The sequence below is a fragment of the Mucilaginibacter kameinonensis genome, from assembly GCF_003675385.1.
Lineage (GTDB): Bacteria > Bacteroidota > Bacteroidia > Sphingobacteriales > Sphingobacteriaceae > Mucilaginibacter > Mucilaginibacter kameinonensis.
The window spans coordinates 503,855-524,835 of sequence record NZ_RCWZ01000003.1; the positions used below are offsets into that span (position 1 = coordinate 503,855).

Genomic DNA, 20,981 nt, shown 5'->3' on the forward strand with positions numbered 1-20,981 from the left:
ACAAATCAGGTCCATTTCTGGATGATATCTTCCAAACGCTCAAAAGTAAACGGTTTACTCACAAAATCCTTCATTCCCGCCTGGGCGCATTCGCGCTCATTTTCACTTAGTACATTAGCCGTCATGGCAATAATTGGTGGCGCACCCTCTCCATGCTTTCTCAAAATATGACGTGTTGCCTGTAAACCATCCATTTCGGGCATCTGGATGTCCATAAATATCAGGTCATAATTACATTGCTCAACCATATTAACGGCAGCCAGCCCGTTCTCGGCAATATCAATATTGTATCCTACCTTTTTAAATATCTTACTGGCTATCAATTGGTTCATCTTATTATCCTCGGCAAGTAAAATACGCAGTGGCCTGTATTGAAAAGCTTCCTTTTCATCTGGTTGTATATCAAATTCAGTAGTGCTGTAGGTAACCGGCAATGGCAGAGTAAAACTAAATAATGAACCCTCCGCTTCCTTGCTTTCTACCCAGATGCGGCCATGCATCATTTCAACAAGCTTTTTGCAAATAGATAAACCAAGGCCCGTACCGCCGTACTTACGCAGCGCGGTGGTATTTACTTGTGTAAATGGTTTAAACAATTGGGCCAGCGCCTCTTCGCTTATCCCAATGCCATCGTCTTTTACACTGAAAGTAATTTCCTGAATATTATTGCTCGCCTCAGATGCCGTGACCTTTAGCTTTACCGCCCCCTCATCTGTAAACTTAATGGCATTCCCTATTAAATTAACCAGGATCTGTTGGAGCCTGCCATGGTCAATTATCACATAATTAGCTACATTGTCATCAACCAGGTAAGTTAACTTTAAAGGTTTATGCAGCGAGGTAATAGCTGGCTCGGTAATTTCTATGACGGTTTTTATACAGTTACGGAGGTTTGTCGAAACCGGGTGAAGTATCAATTTATCAGCCTCTATTTTTGATATATCAAGAATATCACTAATGATATTGATGAGCAGGTTACTGCTTGATTGTAAGGTTTGAAGTAACTCCTGTTGCTCGGGCTGCAAATTGGTACGGGACAGCAGTTGAGCGGTACCAATAATACCATTAAGCGGAGTACGAATCTCGTGGCTCATATTGGCCAGAAAGTTTGACTTGGCAAAGGTAGCCGCCTCGGCCTGGTCACGCGAGGCCGAAAGTTCAATTTGTGAGGCCTGTAACTCTTCGCTTTTATGGATCAGGTCGCGCTTATCGGTTTCATGGCTTTTTTTGATGAAGCCCACCAGTAAGCCAACAATTAAAACGTTGGTTACCGCCGATGTTATCAGGTCAGATTCTCTTGATATCGAACTATCATAAGGCTGTACCAAACCGGGGATGCGTTTTTCAACGTAGTAGCAGCCTAAGAATATAATCACCAATGCGCCGATAAAAATATAGTGGTAACGTTTTTTAACCAGCAGGGTTATCAATACGATAAAGAATACCCCAGAAAGTGTTGTAGAGCCACTTATGCCACCGTTATAAAACCAGCCGGGAATAATCGCCGCGAGGCCAAAACAAATATAAATTACAGCAACATCCTCTTTATATTTTACAAATCGGCTCCTGTAAAAAGCCCAGCCCGACATCAGGATAACAAAAAGCTGAACAAGTTCAAGTTTGTAACTTAACCCCAAAAACAAATTGCAGATCAGCGAAAAAATGCTGCTTACGCAAATGAATAATGAGAGTGCATTAAACAGCTTATTCTCCAGCGACAAATCAGGCTTACCATAGCCAATAATCTGCTTCAGCTTTTCCATTTAAAATAAAAAATTAATTAGAGGGGAACCCTTTATACTCAAAAACAGAGAGTTCTGTTTAGTAAATAAAGTATTTTTTGGGAAATCTTTAAAACTTTAACGAGTAAAAAAGCAAAAAACAGGGCATTATTGTCTAATAATTAATTAAAAAAAACCTTGTAATTATTAAGCAATGCTAAACCATTATTTTAACGAAAAACCGTGCGGCAAAAAACAAACAACACACCCATCAAGCGAAGGGTGTGCTGCTGATTTCCATAGAAAATTCTTTAGTAAGCGCTGGCGACAGTCAGTGCTTCGATAGTTTCATTGCTCAGCTTTAAATTGGCAGCTTTAGCAAACTCATTAAGCTGATCAAAATTGGTTGCGCTCACTATAGGTGCCGTTACACTTGGCCTTGCTATTAACCAGGCTAAAGCAATGGCCGATTGGCTGGTACTATACTGGGCAGCAGCCTCGTCAAGCGCTTTCAAGATCCTGAAGCCGCGCTCGTTTAAATATTTTTTTACCATACCGGCCCGGCTACTCCCCTGTAAATCTTTTTCGGAACGGTATTTACCGCTTAAAAAGCCACTTGCCAACGAAAAGTAGCTAATGACGCCTATATTCTGATCCTTAAGAAAAGGCTCGTAAGTGGTTTCATACTTTTCCCTGTCAAACAGGTTATATTCGGGTTGTAGCGTTTGGTACGAAATTAATCCTTTCTCAACACCCACCTTTAATGACTCATGCAGGCGCTCTACCGACATATTAGAGGTACCAATAGCGCGAACCTTACCATCCTGCACCAACTGGTCATAAGCGCGCAGCGTTTCCTCTACAGGAGTTGATGGGTCATCATAATGAGTTTGATATAAGTCGATATAATCTGTTTGCAGCCTTTTCAATGAATCTTCGGCGGCTTTGATGATGTAGTCCTTTTTCAAACCCTTTCTTTCCGAATCCATTTCCGAACCTACCTTTGTGGCAATGATCACCTGATCGCGCTTACCGCTTTTCTTTAACCAATTGCCAATTTCAGTTTCTGATTCTCCGCCTTTATTGCCTTCTACCCATCGGGAGTATACATCGGCAGTATCAATAGTATTAAAACCGGCATCTAAAAACGCATCTAATAAAATGGCTGTATCATTACCTTTTACAGTCCAGCCAAAAACGTTACCGCCAAAAACCAATGGCGCGGTATATAGTTCGGATTTGCCTAATTCACGCTTTTCCATATTATGTTATTTTTTATAAAAAGATGAATTAAGTAGCATTTGTTTGTCAGCAAAATGAAATAAGAGTATGCTTATTTGTAATAAAACTGAATTAAAAACGACAATGCATCGCCTAAAACTAAGTACATTTGCCCCTTGTTAATTTAATATAATGGCTAAAGTTTCTATCAACCTGGCAACAGGCTCATTGCAAAAAGAAGAGATCATTGTAGGAATCGATCTGGGTACCACCAACTCGCTGGTAGCATTCATCAACCCGGAAAAAAATCCGCAGGTAATTAATGATGCCGGTAAAGGCGTTCTGGTACCTTCTGTAGTGCATTTTGGCAATACCGGCGATGTATTGGTAGGAAACGAAGCAAAAGAGTTTTTGATAACAGATCCTCAAAACACCATATTTTCGGTTAAACGTTTATTAGGTCGCAGTTACCATGATATCGAAAACTACAAAGACTTTTTTAGCTATAAAGTAATTGATGACGATAGCGAAAGCCTGGTAAAGATCAAGGTTGGCGATAAATTTTATACGCCTATAGAACTATCGGCCCAGATATTAAAAGAGCTTAAGGCCCGTGCCGAGCATGCGCTTAAAACCCCGGTTAACCGTGCAGTAATTACTGTGCCTGCGTATTTTAACGATTCGCAGCGCCAGGCTACCCGCGATGCCGGTAAACTTGCAGGCCTCGATGTTTTACGAATAGTAAATGAGCCTACAGCAGCAAGTTTGGCTTATGGCATAGGCTTAAACCCTGAAGAAACAAAAACCATAGCCGTTTATGACCTTGGTGGTGGTACGTTTGACGTATCAATATTGCAAATACAGAACGGCATTTTTGAAGTGCTTTCAACCAATGGTGATACCTTTTTAGGAGGCGACGACTTTGACCGAATTATTGTTGACTACTGGATTGAGAAAAACCAGCTTAACAAAGCCGAAGTACTTGCCAATACCGAACTGGCACAGCAACTCCGTTTAAAAGCAGAAGAGGCGAAAAAAGCTTTTGCTCACCAAAGCATGGTCAACGATAAAATAGGCGATATCTGGTGTACGCTTGACCGTACTACTTTTGAACAACTAATACTACCTAAAGTACAACAAACTATTACCAGCTGCCAGAATGCGCTTAATGATGCCAAATTAACTATCAATCAGATTGATGAAGTTGTTATGGTTGGTGGTTCAACCCGTACAGCATTGGTTAAACGGATGGTTGCTGAATTTTTCGGTCGCCCGGTGCATGACGATGTAAATCCCGACGAGGTAGTTGCTTTAGGAGCCGCTATTCAGGCCGATATTTTGGCTGGAAACCGTAAGGATATTTTACTGCTTGACGTTACCCCTCTTTCTTTGGGTATTGAAACTATGGGAGGCCTGATGGATGTGATCATCCCCCGAAACTCTAAAGTACCAACCAAAGGTGGCAGGCAATACACCACTTCTATCGACGGACAGGTGAACATGAAAATTGCTGTTTACCAGGGCGAGCGTGATCTGATCAAAGAAAACCGCAAACTGGCCGAGTTTGATTTAAAAGGCATACCGTCCATGCCTGCAGGTTTCCCTAAAGTTGATATCAACTTTTTATTGAATGCAGATGGGATCCTTACCATTCAGGCTATTGAACTTCGCTCGGGCGTAAAACAGGAAGTTGAAGTAAAACCAACTTACGGTATTACTGATGAACAGGTGGAGCAAATGTTAATGGACAGCATTACCCACGCTAAAGATGATGTAAGCCAGCGTATGCTTATTGAGGCACGTACCGAAGGCGAACAAATGGTTTATACCGTTGAACGCTTCCTGCAAAAAAATGCCGACTATGTTTCCATCACTGAAATTGCAGACACAACAAAATTAGTTGAGAAACTCAAAGAAGCCTTAACCAGCGGCGATAAAGACCTGATTTTAAAGACCATCGACGAGGTTAACGAATTCACCCGTCCGTTTGCTGAACGATTGATGGATCAGGCTATAAGCACGGCTATGAGAGGCAAAAGTATTGAATAGGCACAAATATTGCTGATCAACCCAAAAATCTTAAAATTTGAAAAGGACAATATCTGCTTTAGCCCTGTTTATTTTTATTGCCGTAACCAATACGGCCTGTGCCACAACCCGTAAACATTTCCGGGATACTTCTGCAAAAGCGTCAATGCTGGATACTTTAAAGTACGATTCGTTGATGAAAAAACTGGCCAATGGCGATAAAAGCGGACGCTGGCCGGTAAAAACTAAAGAATACCCTTTGCAAGGTGCCATTTTACCGTTTAACCGCATTGTAGCTTTCTACGGCAACCTTTATTCAAAAAACATGGGCGTGCTGGGCCAATATCCGCGCAAAACCATGCTCAATAAGTTAAAAGAAGAAGTAAAAAACTGGGAGAAAGCTGATACAGCTACCAACGTAGTACCGGCCTTACATTATATATGTGTAACAGCCCAGGCAGATGCCGGCAGAAACGGTTTGCATAATCTGCGAATGCCATTCAGCCAGATAGATACTGTGATTAGCTGGGCAAAAAGTATTAACGCTCTTGTATTTTTAGATATACAGGTTGGCTTCAGCACAGTACAAACCGAATTGCCTCTGTTGGAAAAATACATGAAGATGCCAAACGTTCATTTAGGTATCGACCCTGAATTTTCAATGAAAGAAGGCAGTGTCCCTGGCAAACGCATTGGAACATTTGATGCAGATGATATTAACTATGTAACCGGCTATTTAGCCAAAGTGGTAAAAAAGAATGACCTGCCGCCCAAAATGTTCGTGATCCACCGCTTTACCAAACGTATGGTAACTAATTACAAAGATATTAAGTTAAGACCAGAAGTGCAGGTGGTTATGGATATGGATGGTTGGGGTGGCCCTGAACTAAAAAAGGGAACTTACAAATATTTCATTTCTGAAGAGCCTGTTCAGTTTACCGGCTTTAAGCTTTTTTATAAAAACGACTTAAAGAACGAGCCTCACAGAATGCTAACCCCTAAAGAAATATTGAGCCTGAAGCCCGCTCCTATTTACATCCAATACCAGTAATAATCAATATTTGATTAAACAGGTTTCATATATTTAGCCCATCTAAACTTTATACATGAAACCTGTTCTTAAGTATTTTTATTTTTTCCTGTTTATCTTCATTACAGCATCGGCATCAGCTCAAAACATGGCTGCTGTGAACAAGGTGTTAAGCAATCAAAATTTACAATTCCAAACACGGATGCAACTGTTCCGTCCTATTTGGGGAATATCTAATAATCCGGAGATATACAATCCTAAATATACTTATCAGGTTACAATGGCCGATGGTACTCAGAAAGAGGTAAGCTCGAAAATTTATGCCGATACTGCCGCTCACAAAAATTACCTGCTATTTATTGATAAGTCTTTAGCCAAAAACGATTCAAATAGGAAACAAAAAATTTATCCTTTTCAAACCAAAAACATCGCGCGCGACCTGGCCTCGTCATTAAGTCTCACAAAAAATGGCAAACCTGTATCACCGAAAAATTATTATACCGGTATAGCTAAAGACAGTTGCTGGATGTTTAAAGTCATAACAGGGTCAATCAATGTGTATTCGATTTTAAGCGTAGAAGTAGGGCAATTTGTTGCCCCCTCAACCATCGTTGGTATCCAGTTAAATGACGGGCCTATACTTAACTATAACGAAGAAAATCTAAAAGGGATGGTTGTGCAAGATGCGGAAGCTATGGAATACATTGGGCAAAAAAACTATCTAAAGGCTATAAAGAAATATAACAAGAATATTGAAAAGGCTCCAAAAGATGGCAAAGATTAAATGTGTAAGCAACCCCTAAGGCTTTGTCTGGCTTAATATTAAGGTTACACTGCTTTTGTATATTTAGTTCATCTAAACTTTATATATGAAACCAGTACTTAAGTACTTTGTCATTTTCGCCCTTACTATCTTTACAAATTTCGCTTTTGCTCAAAGCGGATCGCACGGCGTTAACAGTACACTTAACAGGCAAAACATGGATTTGCAGACGGGCCAGCAAACAGCCTTTTCTATGTGGACGTATTGGAACAAGGATGATAAAGGCACTAACAATCCTGAATATAATTTCCTGGTGACTATGCTCAATGGCACGAAGAAAGAAGTTAAGTCCAGAATTTATGTAGATGACTATGCCCACAAAAGTTATCTCGTGTATATCGATCAATCATTATCAAAAGCGGATACAAACCGGGAGCAAATAATTTATCCGGAACAAACTATTGAGATAGCACGTGATATTACACCTTCATTAACTAAAAAATCATCCCAGATTGCTGCTGTATCTAATTATTATAAAGGCATTGCTAAAGATAGCTGCTGGATGTTCAGGTTCATAAGTGGCCCTATCAGTGCATACTCCCTTTTAAGCGAGCCGGATGGCAAAATGTTCAATCCAAAATCAATAGTTGCTATCCAGCTTAACAACGGCTCAATTGTTCAATATAACGAAGAAAATTTAAGAGAAATGGTTGGCGACGATCCTGATGCTATTGAAAGCATTCAATGGAAAAATTACCTCCAGGCCATAAGGAGGTATAACCGGAATCATAAATAGCAAAAAAGCATGCTACAAGCATAAAAAGAAAATCCCCGGTTTCCCGGGGATTTTCTTTTTATTTTCCTAAAGCTTCCTGTTCTTTCAGGGCTGCAATATTGTTGCTATCGCTGTAGTTTGCTGTTTGGTTAGCAAAATCTTCGAGGATGGCCGCTATAGTATCCAGGTTATCAGATACACGCTGGTGCATATCAGGAAGATCTTTTTCAAGGCGTTTATCCCCCAAATCAATATTATCAACTTCTATCTTAGCTAACTTAGTGATGATAGCTTGTTGGCTATTTTTCAGGTCTTCCAGTTCATGGACAATTTTTTCCATCAGTCCAAACTTCTTTAACTTATCCATAATATGTGGTTTTAATTATTACTTTATAAATCAACCACCCTATTAAAAAATTGTTTTCAGACTTGGAATTGCAATTCATAACTAATAACTTAGTTAAACTAAATATTTAGTTATGAAAACCCTATTTATAACCCTATTCTTTACCTTATCAGTATTGCAAATACGTGCCCAGCAAACGGCCAATGATTCACTCCTGCTCGATTATTATCAAAATCAGCGCTTCGCCGATGCAGCCGACTATCTCAGGAAAACATACCCGGAGCCTGTAACCGACGTTAAAGTATTAGCTAAACTGGCCTACACTTCAAAAATGGCCTCCCGCCTACCCGATGCCGAAAATTACTATCAACGCATTTACGACACAGATACCACGAATCTCACCAACTTATATAATATGAGCGAGATCATTAAAAGGCGCGGCAATAATAAAAAGGCTATAATATATGTAAAGAAGATCCTGCTGAAGGATACAACCAACTTTGATGTATATAAACAACTGGCCGATCTGTCGCAAAATTTAGGCGATATGGAAGGGAGTATTTTATACCTTCAAAAAGCGAACAAGATCAACCCGCTTAATCCTGATGTTGCTTATGACCTGTCATCCTTTTACATCAACCTTAAACTATATGTCAATGCCGAAATTATAATTGACAAAGCCTTAGTGGCAGATACAGCCAATCTGTTGCTACTGAAAGGTAAAGCACAGGCTTCATACGCGTTAAAAAGATACCCGGTAACTATTGAAATTACTAAGAAACTAATAGATGCCGGAGAATTGGCCGGCAGCATTGTATCCATGCGGGGCACCTCCTATTACATGACCGCCAACTATCCCGATTGCATTAAAACGTTTAAAATACTGGAAGACAACCAAACCGGCACCGAGGCTTCCTTTTACTACACGGCCATGAGCTATAAGGCTTTGCATAGCAACACAAAAGCGATCATATATTTAGATAAGGCCATTGAAGAAGCCACATCTACGGGCGTAGGCTCCTATTACAGCGAAAAAGGCGATTCATACGACCACCTTCACCAATTGAAAAATGCCGTTGAGGCATACCAGAAAAGTTTGCTTTATAAACCAGACCCAATTACTTACTACGCTCTTGCAACCCTATACGATACCGAATTGAAAAACAAAGCGACGGCCATTAAATACTACAAAAAGTACCTGGCAAGCAAACCAAAGGATTCTCAGAAAACCTTTATAGCTTACTCCAGAGAGCGTATTAAATCGTTGAGGATTTAGCGTTGCATTAAACGGGCAACGTATTTGCCTATGATATCAAACTCAAGGTTAACCTGGCTGCCAACCTTCACATTGTGCAGGTTGGTATGCTCAAATGTATACGGGATAATAGCTACAGAAAAGCTATTAGCGTGTGAGTTAACAACTGTCAGGCTGATACCGTTCACGCAAATAGAGCCTTTCTCTACGGTCACATTACCACTCGCGGCATCATATTCAAAAGTGTATTCCCAACTGCCGTCAAGCTCTTTAAAAGCTGTGCAAATGGCTACCTGGTCAACATGCCCCTGAACAATGTGGCCATCAAGCCGTGCATTCATTTGCATGCAGCGCTCCAGGTTTACAGGGTCACCAACTTTAAGCTGGGAAAGATTGGTCTTGTTTAAAGTTTCTTCAATAGCAGTCACTACGTGTAAACCATCTGCTAATGCTACCACAGTAAGGCAAACACCATTGTGGGCAACAGATTGATCAATCTTAAGCTCATGTGATATCGCCGACTCGACAGTAATATTGAGATTGCCTTTTTCTTGCTGCAGATCAGTGATCTTACCTAAAGTTTCTATAATTCCTGTAAACATATGCCTCCCGGCCCAAAAGGGCTATTTTGATTGGCGTCAAAACTAAACTATTTTACAGTAAGGTTTGTCAGCAGCAAATGAAATTATTTGAAACTTGAGAACAGGTCCTTCCGCTTATTACGGAGGTCTTTACCGCCTTCCAATACCGATTTCAAGTTGGCGAGATAAAATGTCCAGCCAAGCTGGCATTGCACATAAAGGTTTTTCTCGGGGTCGGTTTCTTCAGGAATATTTTCCTGTACCAGCTCAACAATAACAACACCTAATTTGCAGGTTATGGAAACACTCACAACTGTTCCCCCGGTAAAGGTAAACTTGACAAAATCGGCTCCGTTAGCTTCCAATATCTGGCCATTTTCAACAGTGGTATCATCATAACCATGCCAATACCAGGTATAAGTATCCTCTTTTTTAATAAACTCCTGCGGTTCGCGCTGACGACCGGCTATCGCAAAAAAATCGGCCTTACGTAAAAACCAGGTTTCAAGGCCTTCAGGAGTGGCCCAGGATTCATACATACTGCGTACATCTGTGTCCACATCAGCAGTTACTTTAAATTTGCTCCATCTGTCGTCTGCCATGATAAATTGTATATAGGTTCGGGGTGTTTATATCAAAAATAACAATTTAAATTAAGGCTTTCATTAACTTGCCTTTAAATCTTAAACATGCCCAAACAAAGCGCCGGAATTTTATTGTACCGCAAAACCGCACAAGGACTACAGGTATTTCTTGTACATCCGGGCGGACCATTCTTTAAAAACAAGGATGTCGGTTCATGGTCGGTACCCAAGGGGGAATACCTGCCCGATGAAGATCCGCTCGCAGCAGCAAAGCGCGAGTTTCAGGAAGAAACCGGGCACGAAATATTTGGCAATTTCATCGCGTTAAGCCCCATTAAACAAAAAGGGGGCAAAACAGTACAGGCCTGGGCTATTGAAGGAAATATCGATCCAGAAAAGATTAAGAGCAATACGTTTGAAATAGAATGGCCTCCCCGCTCGGGCAGGAAACAAGCTTTCGATGAAATTGATCGTGCAGAGTGGTTCAATATCCCAACTGCAAAAATAAAGATCAACCCTGCCCAGGCAGCATTTATAAATGAATTAGAAGCGACTATTTAATTAACAGTCCCAGCTATCATCGAATTGTAACCAATAATAAACTATTAACTCTTATTTAGCAGCCCACCTGTAGGTTTTCCTGGAGCATTTATAACACATGTATTTTTTAAATGGCAAACCAAACAGAAAAAATTTAGCAAAGGCACTCCTCTTAATACGGCTTAGCGGGGACTTGCATTTACGACAAGTTAATTCAGTTGAACTTGTTGACGTATTAGCTGTAGCCTGGGGTTTTATATGAAACTCAGCAGTCATGTTTTAATTATGATAATTATTAAAGGTTGTAACAATTAACCAATCAACTTAAAAAACAACGCTGCCAAGCCGATGCAATTCGACAAACATTTTTATACCAAGTCAACTAATTATTGTTGTGTATAAAAATAGTTACAAAGCATGAATTTTTCATGAACACAGCTTAAAATTATTCCCAAAAAGAATATCCAATAAATGGTCAAAAGATAACTCATAACGTAAACTTTACAAATAACTCGGAATATGGACGATAATAAGCAGCTATAAAACAAAAATGCCCCTGGTTTTACCAAAGGCATTTTATACTATAAATATAAGCTTATCAATTATGGCTTGGTTGGTGCTGGTGCACCTGGAGCAGGACCTCCCGGCGGCGGACCTGGTTGACCACCTGGACCAGGACCCATTCCCGGGCCACCCGGACCTTTTCCGTCTGGTACCATCACTTCCGGATGAGCTGTACCACGGTGGCAGGTATTGCAATTAACACCGCTCTGCATGATCATGCCTAACGAATCTTTTTTAGCATGAAAATACTTCTGGTTAATTTTGTTCATCATTTTAAACATGTCGCGGGCCATTTCCTTTTCAGGTTTTGCATCGCTTGTCCAATCCATCTTTTTAGTTTCTTCATTACGGGCGTGGCAAAAGTTGCAATGTACCCCTAATGAATGCGACCAATCTTCCATAACCTTGTGCAGGTTCTCGCCAGAAATGTTTTTCGGCAATACTTTAAGATTTTTAAAACCTTCGTCCTGTGGTTTAGTAGTAGTCATAGCACCAAATACTATGATGGATAACAGGCCGAGCGTAACTAATAGTTTTTTGTTCACAGGCATAATTGTCATGTTTAAGTCATCTAAATTAACTTATTGATTTTAATGTTGCAACATTTTCAGGCAAATGATTGAATTATTCACGGTAAATTCATAATTCCTGAATGGCGGCTAAAGCCTAAGCAACTGATTTACTGATAAGTTTTTCGCTTATCTGCCACAGTTTTTCCTGTGCAGCCCAATCCTGCGCTATGGGCGATGTTTTAGCAAGCTTCTCCTTTTTAAAATAACGACCATTAAATTTATCCAACCCGGGTTCCATTGCAAGGTATATTGAAGTTTCGGCCCCTTGTTGAGAAGTGATCATAAACGGCCGGGCCAACTTCATTAATATTTTATCGAAACCTTTAAGTCCTTCAATAAAACTACTGTTCACAACGCCTGGATGAAGGGAAAATGCCAAGATACCCTTATCAGCAAATTTTTGGGCAAGGGACTGGGTAAAGTAGATATTGAACAGCTTAGCCATACCGTAAGCTTTAAAAGAGGAATAATTTTGTGCCGATTGAAGATCATCAAAATTGGCTTTGCCTATTTTATGCCCTTCAGAACTTACATTAATAATGCGCGCATGCCCGCGCTCAAGCAAAGGCATCAGGCTTGTAGTCAATAAAAAATGGCCGAGATGATTGGTTGTAAAAGTCATTTCAAATCCGTCTTTGCTAACCCGTCTTTCGCTAAAACCAGCTCCGGCATTATTGATAAGGATATTAATAGTTGTCAGCTTCTGAGAAAGTTCAGCTGCGGCTTCACGGACACTTTGCAGATCAGCCAGATCACATTTGATAACGGAGACGTGCTTGTTACCCGTTTTCGCAATAATTTCCTGTTTAACTGTCTCGCCTTTAATAATATTACGAACGAGCAGGTACACCTCATGATCCTGCGCGGCAAGCGCCATTGCAGTTGCCTTTCCGATGCCGGAAGTAGCCCCGGTAATTATTGTTGTTTTTATTGGCATAAGCCTTTCAAGAGCAGTTGATGCTGATTGGCAATATAGCCTTTTCTGTTATTGAAGCACCCAGGTAATGGAGTTTTTACCCTGCTCTCCTCTGTCCCAAAAAACTTACGAAGTTTTAAAAACTTCGTAAGTTTTATCATAGCTGGTGTGTAATGCAGGCGGCCTACTTTTGCATCACCATTACACCATTCATAAGCAGGGTGCTGCCGCCATCGGCAACAATGTTATATACTTTTTGTACACCGCCTGCATGCTCAGTTTTTTGTAATACAGTAAAAGCCTCGTATTTGCCGGTCTGCTCATTCAAACAAAGTACTTCCTGCCCGGTTGCCACCTCGCCTATTTTCACATTGCCTTGTTTGGTTAACATAGGGTGATTAGGGGTGGCTTGTAATACTTTGCTGTTTAGCTTCACCAGTGTACCGGCCATTGTATTTGTTGTTTGTGCCGATACTAAAACCAGTTGGGTAATGGCGTAGTTTTTAGCTTCATGAGTAGTTAACTCTTTTACTTTAACTACCATATTTTGTTTCGTAGCCGGATCAACCGAAATCACTTCATCACCGCTCTTTACCGCCTTTAGCATTTTTTTATCGCCATTGGCCATGGTAACCAACTCTTCACCCGGAAAACAGATATCATTGCCATAAGTAGCCGCTTCCTCTTTCATGTCCTTGCCACCGTTAAGCACCTTGTACTGCTGGAAGCTTACTTCCTTTGACAGCACGTAAGATAGTTTCAGGATAAAATTTTGCTCCACTTTATTAATGTTATCAATATCCTGAAAATACTGCTCCCAAACTTTGGCATCGGCAGTAAAGTCTGGTACTAAAGCTTTATAAAGCTTACCCTTTTCGTTAGTGTAAAACACCATCAAGCCAATTTCCTGCATCCCCTCTTTGGCAATTAGCTTATAGAGGTCGATACGTTTTTTCAGCCCGTCTGATCCTGTAATGAAATAAGGTTTGCGGCTTTCGTACCGGTCAAGCACGTACGTGTTTTCGAACTTAACGTAGGTATCATTGTCGAGGTTAGCTATAGTGAAAGTTTGCGCCTTTTTATACTCATCCATAGTAAGCGGACGGGGGTTTACAGTTTGCGCCTGAGCAAAATAAAGAGATGAGCTTAGTAATAGTGTTAATGTTAGTTTACGCACTTTGTTTTAGAGATTAGAGGTTGGAGATTAGTGATTAGGAGTATGGTTAGAGATTAAAAGTTAGGAGCATTTGTATAAAATAATTGGAACCTAACCTCTGATCTCTAACCTCCAATCACTTAAGATAACTGTTTAAACGCATCGGCGAAGGCTTCCATTTCGTCCATACGGCCAATGCTTACGCGGCACCAGTCTTTGCCGTTAAATTGCCAGTTACGTACGCCTACGCCGCGCTTCATCATTTCACCAACAAACTTTTTGCCGTCCATTTTTAGCGGAAACATCACAAAGTTTGCCGATGAGGGGATGTATTCATAACCTTCTTTTTTAAGTACTGAATAAAGATATTCCTTGGAAGCATTTGTTTTTTGAAGAGCATCCTTTAAAAAATCTTCTTCGCGATACGCCGCAATTGCGCCTGCGATGGTAGTGGCCGCCAGCGAAAAACCCGTTGTATACATCGATAGGGTTTTAATGGTATCGGGCTGGGCAATTACATAACCGCAGCGTAAACCGGCAAAGCCATACAATTTTGAAAAAGTACGGGCAACAATTACGTTGTTTCCGGTTTTCACAGTGCTGATCATGGTACTGGCTTGTGGGTCGGGCAGGTAATCGATATAGGCCTCGTCAACAAAAACTGTTGTTTTTTTAGATACACGCTCACAAAAGGCTTTCAATTTGGCTGTATCCAATATGGTAGCCGTTGGATTGTTTGGATTGCAGATATATACCAGACCGGTGTTGCTGTCAACCTTGGCTTCCATCGCGTCAAGGTCAAGCTTATAATCGGCAGTAAGTGGTACTTTTATCCACTTGCCTTCCAGTTGCTGCGCGTGTGATGGCAGATCATCATAAGACGGGTCGCCGGTAATGATGCTTTTACCGCCCTTACTATAATGTATGGCAGCAGCCAGCAACAGTGGCGACGAACCCGATTCCATCAGGATATTGTTATAGTTAACCCCCTCATACTGGGCTATTTTATTATAAAGGGTACCCTGGGTCATGAAAGGATATTGATAGCTTTTATCAATAGCATCCTGAATTGCCCTTTTAGCAGCCGCTGACGGGCCAAAAGGGTTTTCATTGGCCAGTAATCTTGCTTTCAATTCAAAGCCGGCATTGGTTACGGCTTCCTGATCGGTTAAACTGCGGCTCAATGGTTTAAATACTCTGGCCGGCATGGCTGCCAGCTTACCAATTGTTCCTGAAAAAAGGGCCATTCCTCCGGCCATAAATACGCTGGATTTAATCCAGTTTCTGCGGTTAATTGTGCTTGACATGGTGTGGTGGTATTTAATGTTTTGTAACGTCGTTTTATTTTTGAACCGGGTATTGGGTACGCTGATCGGTAACCCTGGCGTGTATAGCGGCAACCGTACTCCTGGCCGATTCAAAAGCCCCGGCCATCCAGGCATTAAGGTATGTCAAATGCTCGCCTGCAAAATAAACCTGCTTATCGGGTTTTAACAGTACCGGGTATTGTGTTTTACGGGTTTCGGTAGTATAAACCGCCCATCCGCCTAAATTGTATTTGGTTTTATGCCAGCTAACCGAAAACGAGTTTTCAAACTCCTGATCATATTGCGGGTGGATCAACCTGCCCTTCTCCAGTGCGAACCTCTCTCTTTCGGCATAGCCTAAAGCGCCAACTTTCTGCGCTTTTTCATTAAAGTTGTAATATCCAATCAAGATACCTTTTTTTCCTAAATAATCATAGGATGGATAAAATATCTGAGTTAAATCATTGTTAGTGTGCGTTATACCGCCGTAAATATGCTCATCCTCTTCCCAAAACCGGCGCTTAAACTGCAATCCTATTTTCCCGGTTTGGTTATAGCTGATATAATCAATAGCGCGGCTTACATTACCACTAAAGTTATTGCTGATATTACTCAAAACCGGCAGCGGAATGGTACAGATACATAGATCGCCATTTAATATATGCTCACCTGTTGCATCTTTATAAGTAATCTTAACGCCATCTGCTATGTTATTGATTGCTGTAACCTCTGCTCCCATTTTTATGGATGGCGCTACCTTTTTTTCCAAAGCTTTAGCAATCTGATCCATACCGCCAATGGCCTGAAACATGGTCATTTGCAACTCGTAGGTATACTCAGCCACGTTATAAAAGTCAGGATCCATTAAACCTGAATGCAGCAGATCGGCCAGTTTATGAGGTTCGGCAATTTTACCGGGCCTTTCTCCCGCTCCCGGCGATTCGGTATAACCACGCCGCGCGGAGGCTTTGTACAGCTTATCAATATCCAGTCCGCCTTCGGCTTGCAGGTATTCGATTATCTTTTCGCCGTCTTCTTTGGTAAAGCTACTATCAAGGCCTCCATGATCAATGCTTTTAGCCATCATTTCGGTCATGTACCCACGGATATCATTATGCACCTCCCTTACCTTGATTTTTTTGTTGGATAAAGGCCCCTTTCCCTCAGCAAAGTAATAAGCGCCTTCGTTCACGTTATTATAAACCTGGACAGGCACACTCAATTCTTTACAATAATGCAGCGTAAGTTCATGGTTGTGCGGTATGCGTGAAGGCCCGGCGTTAAAGTATTGCCCGGCGTCAAAACGGGCGGTAGCTGTAGGCTTATCAATTTCGGTATTGGTACTGCCATTACGAATGCTGAAACAGCGCCCACCGGTACGCTGCCGCGCTTCCAGGATGGTACATTGATAGCCCAGCTTGCCTAATTCATAGGCACAGGTCATGCCGGCTAATCCGGCCCCTAAAATGATAATGTGTTTTCCTTTGCCACTGCCCTCGAGATTAAAAGCATGGGCGGGTGCGGATTTTAATAAACCAAGCGCAAGCATGGCCGGATAAGCTCCGCCAGCCAGCATGGCACCTTTTCCTAAAAAGTCCCGGCGGGTAATAGTTTTCAATAAGCGCGTATTTATGTTTTACAATCAACTCTGCTTTAAATATAGTTTTTTGTTTGCTTTTATGTTAAGCGCAGATCAACTTTTGCTGTGATTTTTATAAAATTAACGCAGTAATTTGAGTGGTTGGCAAATTAATGTTAAGATATGAACGGAGATGTTGTCTGAATCGGAATTTATAGGATTTTAGAATTTACAAAATTTTAGTCTGAACTCGAATTAAACAAATTATGAGAATTTATTGAATTTACTTAGCATTCTGTTAATTCATCTAATTCGTTTAATTCGAGTTCAGACCATCCCCCTAACCCCTGATCTCCAACCTCTAATCTCTCCCCCAAAAGTTAAAATCTGTTAAAAAGTGAAAATAAATTTGTTTCACTACGAATAGTTCGTAGATTTACGAAACAATCGTAACATGATGGAAAAATTATCGCAACAAGAGGAAGAAGCAATGCAGGCAGTGTGGCAATCGGGCCCTGGATTTATCAAGGATTTTTTAGATCAACTGGCCGAACCTAAGCCCCCCTACACTACCCTCGCTTCAACCGTAAAAAACCTGGAACGCAAAGGATTTTTAAAAAGCGAAAAAAAGGGCAACTCTTTTCGGTACTTCCCCCTGATACAGGAAGAGGAATATAAAAAACGCTTTATGAGCGGCTTTGTAAGCAATTACTTCCAAAACTCTTATAAAGACCTGGTTACGTTTTTCGCCAACGAAAAAAAGATCAGCGCTACCGACCTGAAAGAGATCATTAAACTCATTGAAAAACAATAAACCTTACAACCATGCCGGCAACATTTGTTTTTTTATTAAAAGTGAACATAGCCCTGCTATTGTTTTGTGCGGGCTATTACCTGGTGCTAAGGCCCCTCACCTTTTATACGCTTAACCGTATTTATTTGCTTGCGGCCATCCTGTTTGCAAGTATTTACCCGCAAATCAACTTTTCGGCCTTTGTGCAGCGGCACGAAGAATTGGCCAAACCGATTGAGCAGATAGCCATCAACTGGCAGTCGCCGGCCCAACTGGTAAACCAACCGGTGCAAACATTTGATTACTGGTATTGGTTGAGCGTAATTTTCTGGGCGGGCGCAGGCTTGCTCTTCATCCGCCTGGCCCTGCAGCTGCTATCCTTATTACGATTGTATAAAAATTCCAAACCTCAATACATAGGCGAACATTTGGTTAGGGTGATGGACAAAGACGCGGCGCCATTTTCTTTTTGGCGGAGCATTTATGTAAACCCTGCTAAACATGAACCCGCCGACCTGAAATCGATCCTGCTGCATGAGCAGGTGCACGTAAACCAGTGGCATACTGCTGATATTTTGCTGGCAGAGCTTAGCAGTATCTTCTACTGGTTTAACCCGGGCATCTGGCTTATAAAAAGGGCTGTACGCGAAAACATTGAATTTATTACCGATCACAAGATCCTGAAAAATGGGATCGACAGTAAAGCGTACCAGTACAGTTTGGTGAATGTAAGTTTCAATAACAGCCAACCCAGCATTGTAAACCATTTCAATATTTCAACCATAAAAAAACGGATAATCATGATGAACGCGAAGAGATCGTCGAAACTTAACCTCACCCGCTACGCTTTTGTAGTGCCGGCCGTTATGGCCTTGTTACTGGTATTCAGCATTTCAAAAGCTGATTTTGCCAAACCTGTGAGGATCACCCTTGCCAACGCGGTACAGCCCCTGGCCAGGATCATTAACATCAACGCTGATGAGGTTGTTAACACTGATATTAAACCCGCCAAAGCTTCCAAACCTGCGTCAAAAACAAAAACTCCGAAAGCTGCGGCCGCTCCTACGCCGGCAGCGCTGCCTAAACTTGCGCTAAGCCCGTCGACCGCAGTAGCGCCGTTGGCTATTCAGTCAGACACCAACAAAAGGATAAAAATAGCTGTAGATGCGGTTAGAAAAGACTCGTTGATATTTGTGGTAAACGGTGCAGTATCAACCGGCAAAAACCTCGACCCAACAAAAATCGACAACGTGTATATACTTACTGGTGATAGGGCCCGGAAATTTGCAAAAATTGAGGATGACAAACCTGTTAAAGTGGCCTATGTAATCACCAAGGACGCGCCCAATAAAGAAGAACTCGAAAAAGAAGTAGCAAAAACCAGGGTGATTAGCAAAATTGTTACTACCAATGTAAGCGGCGATGCAGTTATAGCCGACGACAATGTTAATGCTGTGACCATTGTTCCGGATGATAAAAAAGTTGATGTAAAAAATCTTAAAAATGTGGTAATAGTAAAAGGTATCTCCAGTTCGGCAAATGCGAGCAGCATTAGTACTGTAACCGTAAATGGGGTAAAAGCAAAACCTTCTACATTATCGTACAGTGTAAGGTCTGGCGATGCTGCTATGGTGGCCAGTGGCGGAGATGTGGTTGTTACCGGGTATGGCAAAAAAGCAAACATCAAGGCACTAAATGTAAACGGGATGAGCATTGTTACCAATGGCGATAAAGATCCACTAATATTGATAGACGGCAAAACCAGCACCATGGAGGCATTTAAAAAGCTCGACCCGAATAAAGTGGAAAGTATTTCTATACTTAAAAGTGATGATACCGCAAAAAAGTACGGCGATAAAGCCAAAGACGGTGTCGTAATAATCACTACCCACAAAAAGTAAATGGTTGATTTGAGCCTGGGTTATTCGGAGATCAGTTTATAGTTAATCGTTCTTTATACCGCTCTATAATCAACCCGGTAAACATACTCAACCAGCTTAACTGGCCTCGGCCAGTTTTTCCGTTTCCAGCAGGTTGAGCAATGCTTTCTCTGCGATATTAAGTTCGGCAGCTTTTACATCTTCGCGTTCATCAAGCTGGCTGATATATTTAAAAATGGTTCCCTCCTCATAACTTTTAATAACCGATGGGTGCACGTAGTACTTTTTACAAACAGTACGAGTGTTCCCAAGGTTTATAGCCACCTCGTCCAGCACACTCACTATTTTCTTTTTGCACTCAGTTACGCTATCAAACTCGCCTGCTTCCTTAAAGGCATATAATGCGCTCACACTGCCCGCCCAGGTACGGAAATCTTTTGCTGTAAAATCTTCGCCGGTTATTTCATGCAGGTAACTATTAATATCACCGGAGCCAACACTACACCGGGTACCATCTTCATTATAGTATTGAAAAAGCTCTTTTCCGGGGATATCTCGGCATTGTTTTACCAAACGGGCCAGCTTACGGCTTTGCAAGGATACTTTGTGGAATACTCCTTTTTTACCTTTAAACTCAAACCGCAGGTTAGAGCCTTCAACTTTTACATGCCTGTTTTGCAGGGTTGTTAAACCAAATGATCCGTAAAGTTTTTTGTACGACTCATTCCCTACCCTGATACTGGTTAATTCCATCAATCTAACCACTAATGCCACTACCTTTTCATGACCGAGGTTATGCCTTGCCAGGTCTTTATCTACCTGCTCCCTGATTGCAGGCAAATGAGCCGCGAAAGTTTGCATTCGGTGATATTTGGATTGATTACGGATCTGGTTCCAGTGCGCATGATAACGGTATTGTTTACGCCCTGCCACATCGGTACCCGTAAATTGCAAGTGACCGTTTTCATATGGTGAAATCCAGACATGGGTATAAGCCGGGGGAATCACCAGTTTATTGAACCTTGTTATCAGCTCCTTATCTTTTACAAGAGCACCATCCGCATCATAATAGCTCCAGCCTTTGCCTGATTTTTTGCGGGTATAACCCGGCGATGAATCAGATACATAACGCAGGCCAACTGCCTTTGCCGTGATCTTAGGATCGCGGCCAATTTTTTCGAGCTTTTTGATGAGACGGTTCATGTAGGGATAACATGCCGAGTGGGGATTAAGTTTTAATTATAGATTTGTCTTATGGAGATATTTCCTGCAAGTTAAAGCGTAATAATACCGACCAAAAACTAAATGTTTTGTAACCCCTCTGCGTAACCCCTATTTTTTTTTAAAAAATTGACTATCAATCATATAAA

Annotated in this window: 19 protein-coding genes; 8 read left to right on the forward strand and 11 right to left on the reverse strand. The window is 41.4% G+C overall.

The window, feature by feature from the left end:
* Positions 1–5: 5 nt before the first annotated feature.
* Entirely contained in the window at positions 6–1,763 is a 1,758-nt protein-coding gene (locus EAH55_RS15340; protein ID WP_121810435.1) for an ATP-binding protein, read from the reverse strand.
* A gap of 269 nt (positions 1,764–2,032) precedes the next feature.
* The gene (locus EAH55_RS15345; RefSeq protein WP_121810436.1) at positions 2,033–2,983 is read right to left on the reverse strand and encodes an aldo/keto reductase; all 951 of its coding nucleotides are present in this window, start codon (positions 2,981–2,983) and stop codon (positions 2,033–2,035) included.
* 151 nt (positions 2,984–3,134) lie between these two features.
* Here EAH55_RS15345 and hscA point away from each other — a divergent pair, with 151 nt between their 5' ends.
* From hscA to EAH55_RS15365, 4 genes are all read left to right on the forward strand, one after another.
* A complete protein-coding gene (hscA, locus tag EAH55_RS15350; RefSeq protein ID WP_121810437.1) occupies positions 3,135–4,991 on the forward strand; it encodes a Fe-S protein assembly chaperone HscA in 1,857 nt (618 codons plus the stop codon).
* 37 nt (positions 4,992–5,028) lie between these two features.
* Positions 5,029–6,021 carry a hypothetical protein gene (locus EAH55_RS15355; protein WP_121810438.1) on the forward strand — a complete coding sequence of 331 codons (993 nt, stop codon included), beginning with the start codon at positions 5,029–5,031 and terminating at the stop codon, positions 6,019–6,021.
* 55 nt (positions 6,022–6,076) lie between these two features.
* Positions 6,077–6,784, forward strand: coding sequence for a hypothetical protein (locus EAH55_RS15360; protein ID WP_121810439.1), 708 nt, complete (start codon positions 6,077–6,079; stop codon positions 6,782–6,784).
* A gap of 85 nt (positions 6,785–6,869) precedes the next feature.
* Positions 6,870–7,559: a hypothetical protein gene (locus EAH55_RS15365; protein WP_121810440.1), complete on the forward strand. Its 690-nt coding sequence runs from the start codon at positions 6,870–6,872 to the stop codon at positions 7,557–7,559.
* 58 nt (positions 7,560–7,617) lie between these two features.
* Here the strand turns inward: EAH55_RS15365 and EAH55_RS15370 are convergent, their stop codons facing one another.
* Complete coding sequence (locus EAH55_RS15370; RefSeq protein ID WP_112571682.1) at positions 7,618–7,905, reverse strand: hypothetical protein; 288 nt, start codon at positions 7,903–7,905, stop codon at positions 7,618–7,620.
* A 112-nt stretch (positions 7,906–8,017) separates the two neighbouring features.
* Between EAH55_RS15370 and EAH55_RS15375 the strand changes: the two genes are divergently transcribed.
* Entirely contained in the window at positions 8,018–9,160 is a 1,143-nt protein-coding gene (locus EAH55_RS15375; RefSeq protein ID WP_121810441.1) for a tetratricopeptide repeat protein, read from the forward strand.
* Here the strand turns inward: EAH55_RS15375 and EAH55_RS15380 are convergent.
* On the reverse strand, positions 9,157–9,741 hold the full coding sequence (locus EAH55_RS15380; RefSeq protein WP_114938233.1) for a riboflavin synthase: 585 nt from the start codon (positions 9,739–9,741) through the stop codon (positions 9,157–9,159). The genes EAH55_RS15375 and EAH55_RS15380 overlap by 4 nt on opposite strands.
* Positions 9,742–9,824: 83 nt before the next feature.
* Entirely contained in the window at positions 9,825–10,322 is a 498-nt protein-coding gene (locus tag EAH55_RS15385) for an SRPBCC family protein (RefSeq protein WP_121810442.1), read from the reverse strand.
* Between the two features lie 87 nt (positions 10,323–10,409).
* Here EAH55_RS15385 and EAH55_RS15390 point away from each other — a divergent pair, with 87 nt between their 5' ends.
* Positions 10,410–10,865 (forward strand): NUDIX domain-containing protein, encoded by a 456-nt coding sequence (locus tag EAH55_RS15390; RefSeq protein WP_121810443.1) that lies wholly within the window; start codon positions 10,410–10,412, stop codon positions 10,863–10,865.
* A gap of 581 nt (positions 10,866–11,446) precedes the next feature.
* Here the strand turns inward: EAH55_RS15390 and EAH55_RS15395 are convergent.
* From EAH55_RS15395 to EAH55_RS15415, 5 genes are all read right to left on the reverse strand, one after another.
* Positions 11,447–11,959, reverse strand: coding sequence for a c-type cytochrome (locus EAH55_RS15395; protein ID WP_112571692.1), 513 nt, complete (start codon positions 11,957–11,959; stop codon positions 11,447–11,449).
* A 115-nt stretch (positions 11,960–12,074) separates the two neighbouring features.
* Positions 12,075–12,917: an SDR family oxidoreductase gene (locus EAH55_RS15400; protein ID WP_121810444.1), complete on the reverse strand. Its 843-nt coding sequence runs from the start codon at positions 12,915–12,917 to the stop codon at positions 12,075–12,077.
* A 163-nt stretch (positions 12,918–13,080) separates the two neighbouring features.
* Positions 13,081–14,073, reverse strand: coding sequence for a Hint domain-containing protein (locus EAH55_RS15405; protein WP_162996894.1), 993 nt, complete (start codon positions 14,071–14,073; stop codon positions 13,081–13,083).
* A 119-nt stretch (positions 14,074–14,192) separates the two neighbouring features.
* A complete protein-coding gene (locus EAH55_RS15410; protein ID WP_162996895.1) occupies positions 14,193–15,359 on the reverse strand; it encodes a pyridoxal phosphate-dependent aminotransferase in 1,167 nt (388 codons plus the stop codon).
* 34 nt (positions 15,360–15,393) lie between these two features.
* Complete coding sequence (locus EAH55_RS15415) at positions 15,394–16,977, reverse strand: flavin monoamine oxidase family protein (protein WP_208644857.1); 1,584 nt, start codon at positions 16,975–16,977, stop codon at positions 15,394–15,396.
* A 415-nt stretch (positions 16,978–17,392) separates the two neighbouring features.
* Between EAH55_RS15415 and EAH55_RS15420 the strand changes: the two genes are divergently transcribed.
* Both EAH55_RS15420 and EAH55_RS15425 read left to right on the forward strand, forming a co-directional pair.
* Positions 17,393–17,752: a BlaI/MecI/CopY family transcriptional regulator gene (locus tag EAH55_RS15420; protein ID WP_244228214.1), complete on the forward strand. Its 360-nt coding sequence runs from the start codon at positions 17,393–17,395 to the stop codon at positions 17,750–17,752.
* 11 nt (positions 17,753–17,763) lie between these two features.
* Complete coding sequence (locus EAH55_RS15425; RefSeq protein WP_121810448.1) at positions 17,764–19,632, forward strand: M56 family metallopeptidase; 1,869 nt, start codon at positions 17,764–17,766, stop codon at positions 19,630–19,632.
* 96 nt (positions 19,633–19,728) lie between these two features.
* Here the strand turns inward: EAH55_RS15425 and EAH55_RS15430 are convergent, their stop codons facing one another.
* Positions 19,729–20,814, reverse strand: a complete 1,086-nt coding sequence (locus tag EAH55_RS15430) for a DNA topoisomerase IB (RefSeq protein ID WP_121810449.1) — start codon at positions 20,812–20,814, stop codon at positions 19,729–19,731.
* Between the last annotated feature and the right edge of the window lie 167 nt (positions 20,815–20,981).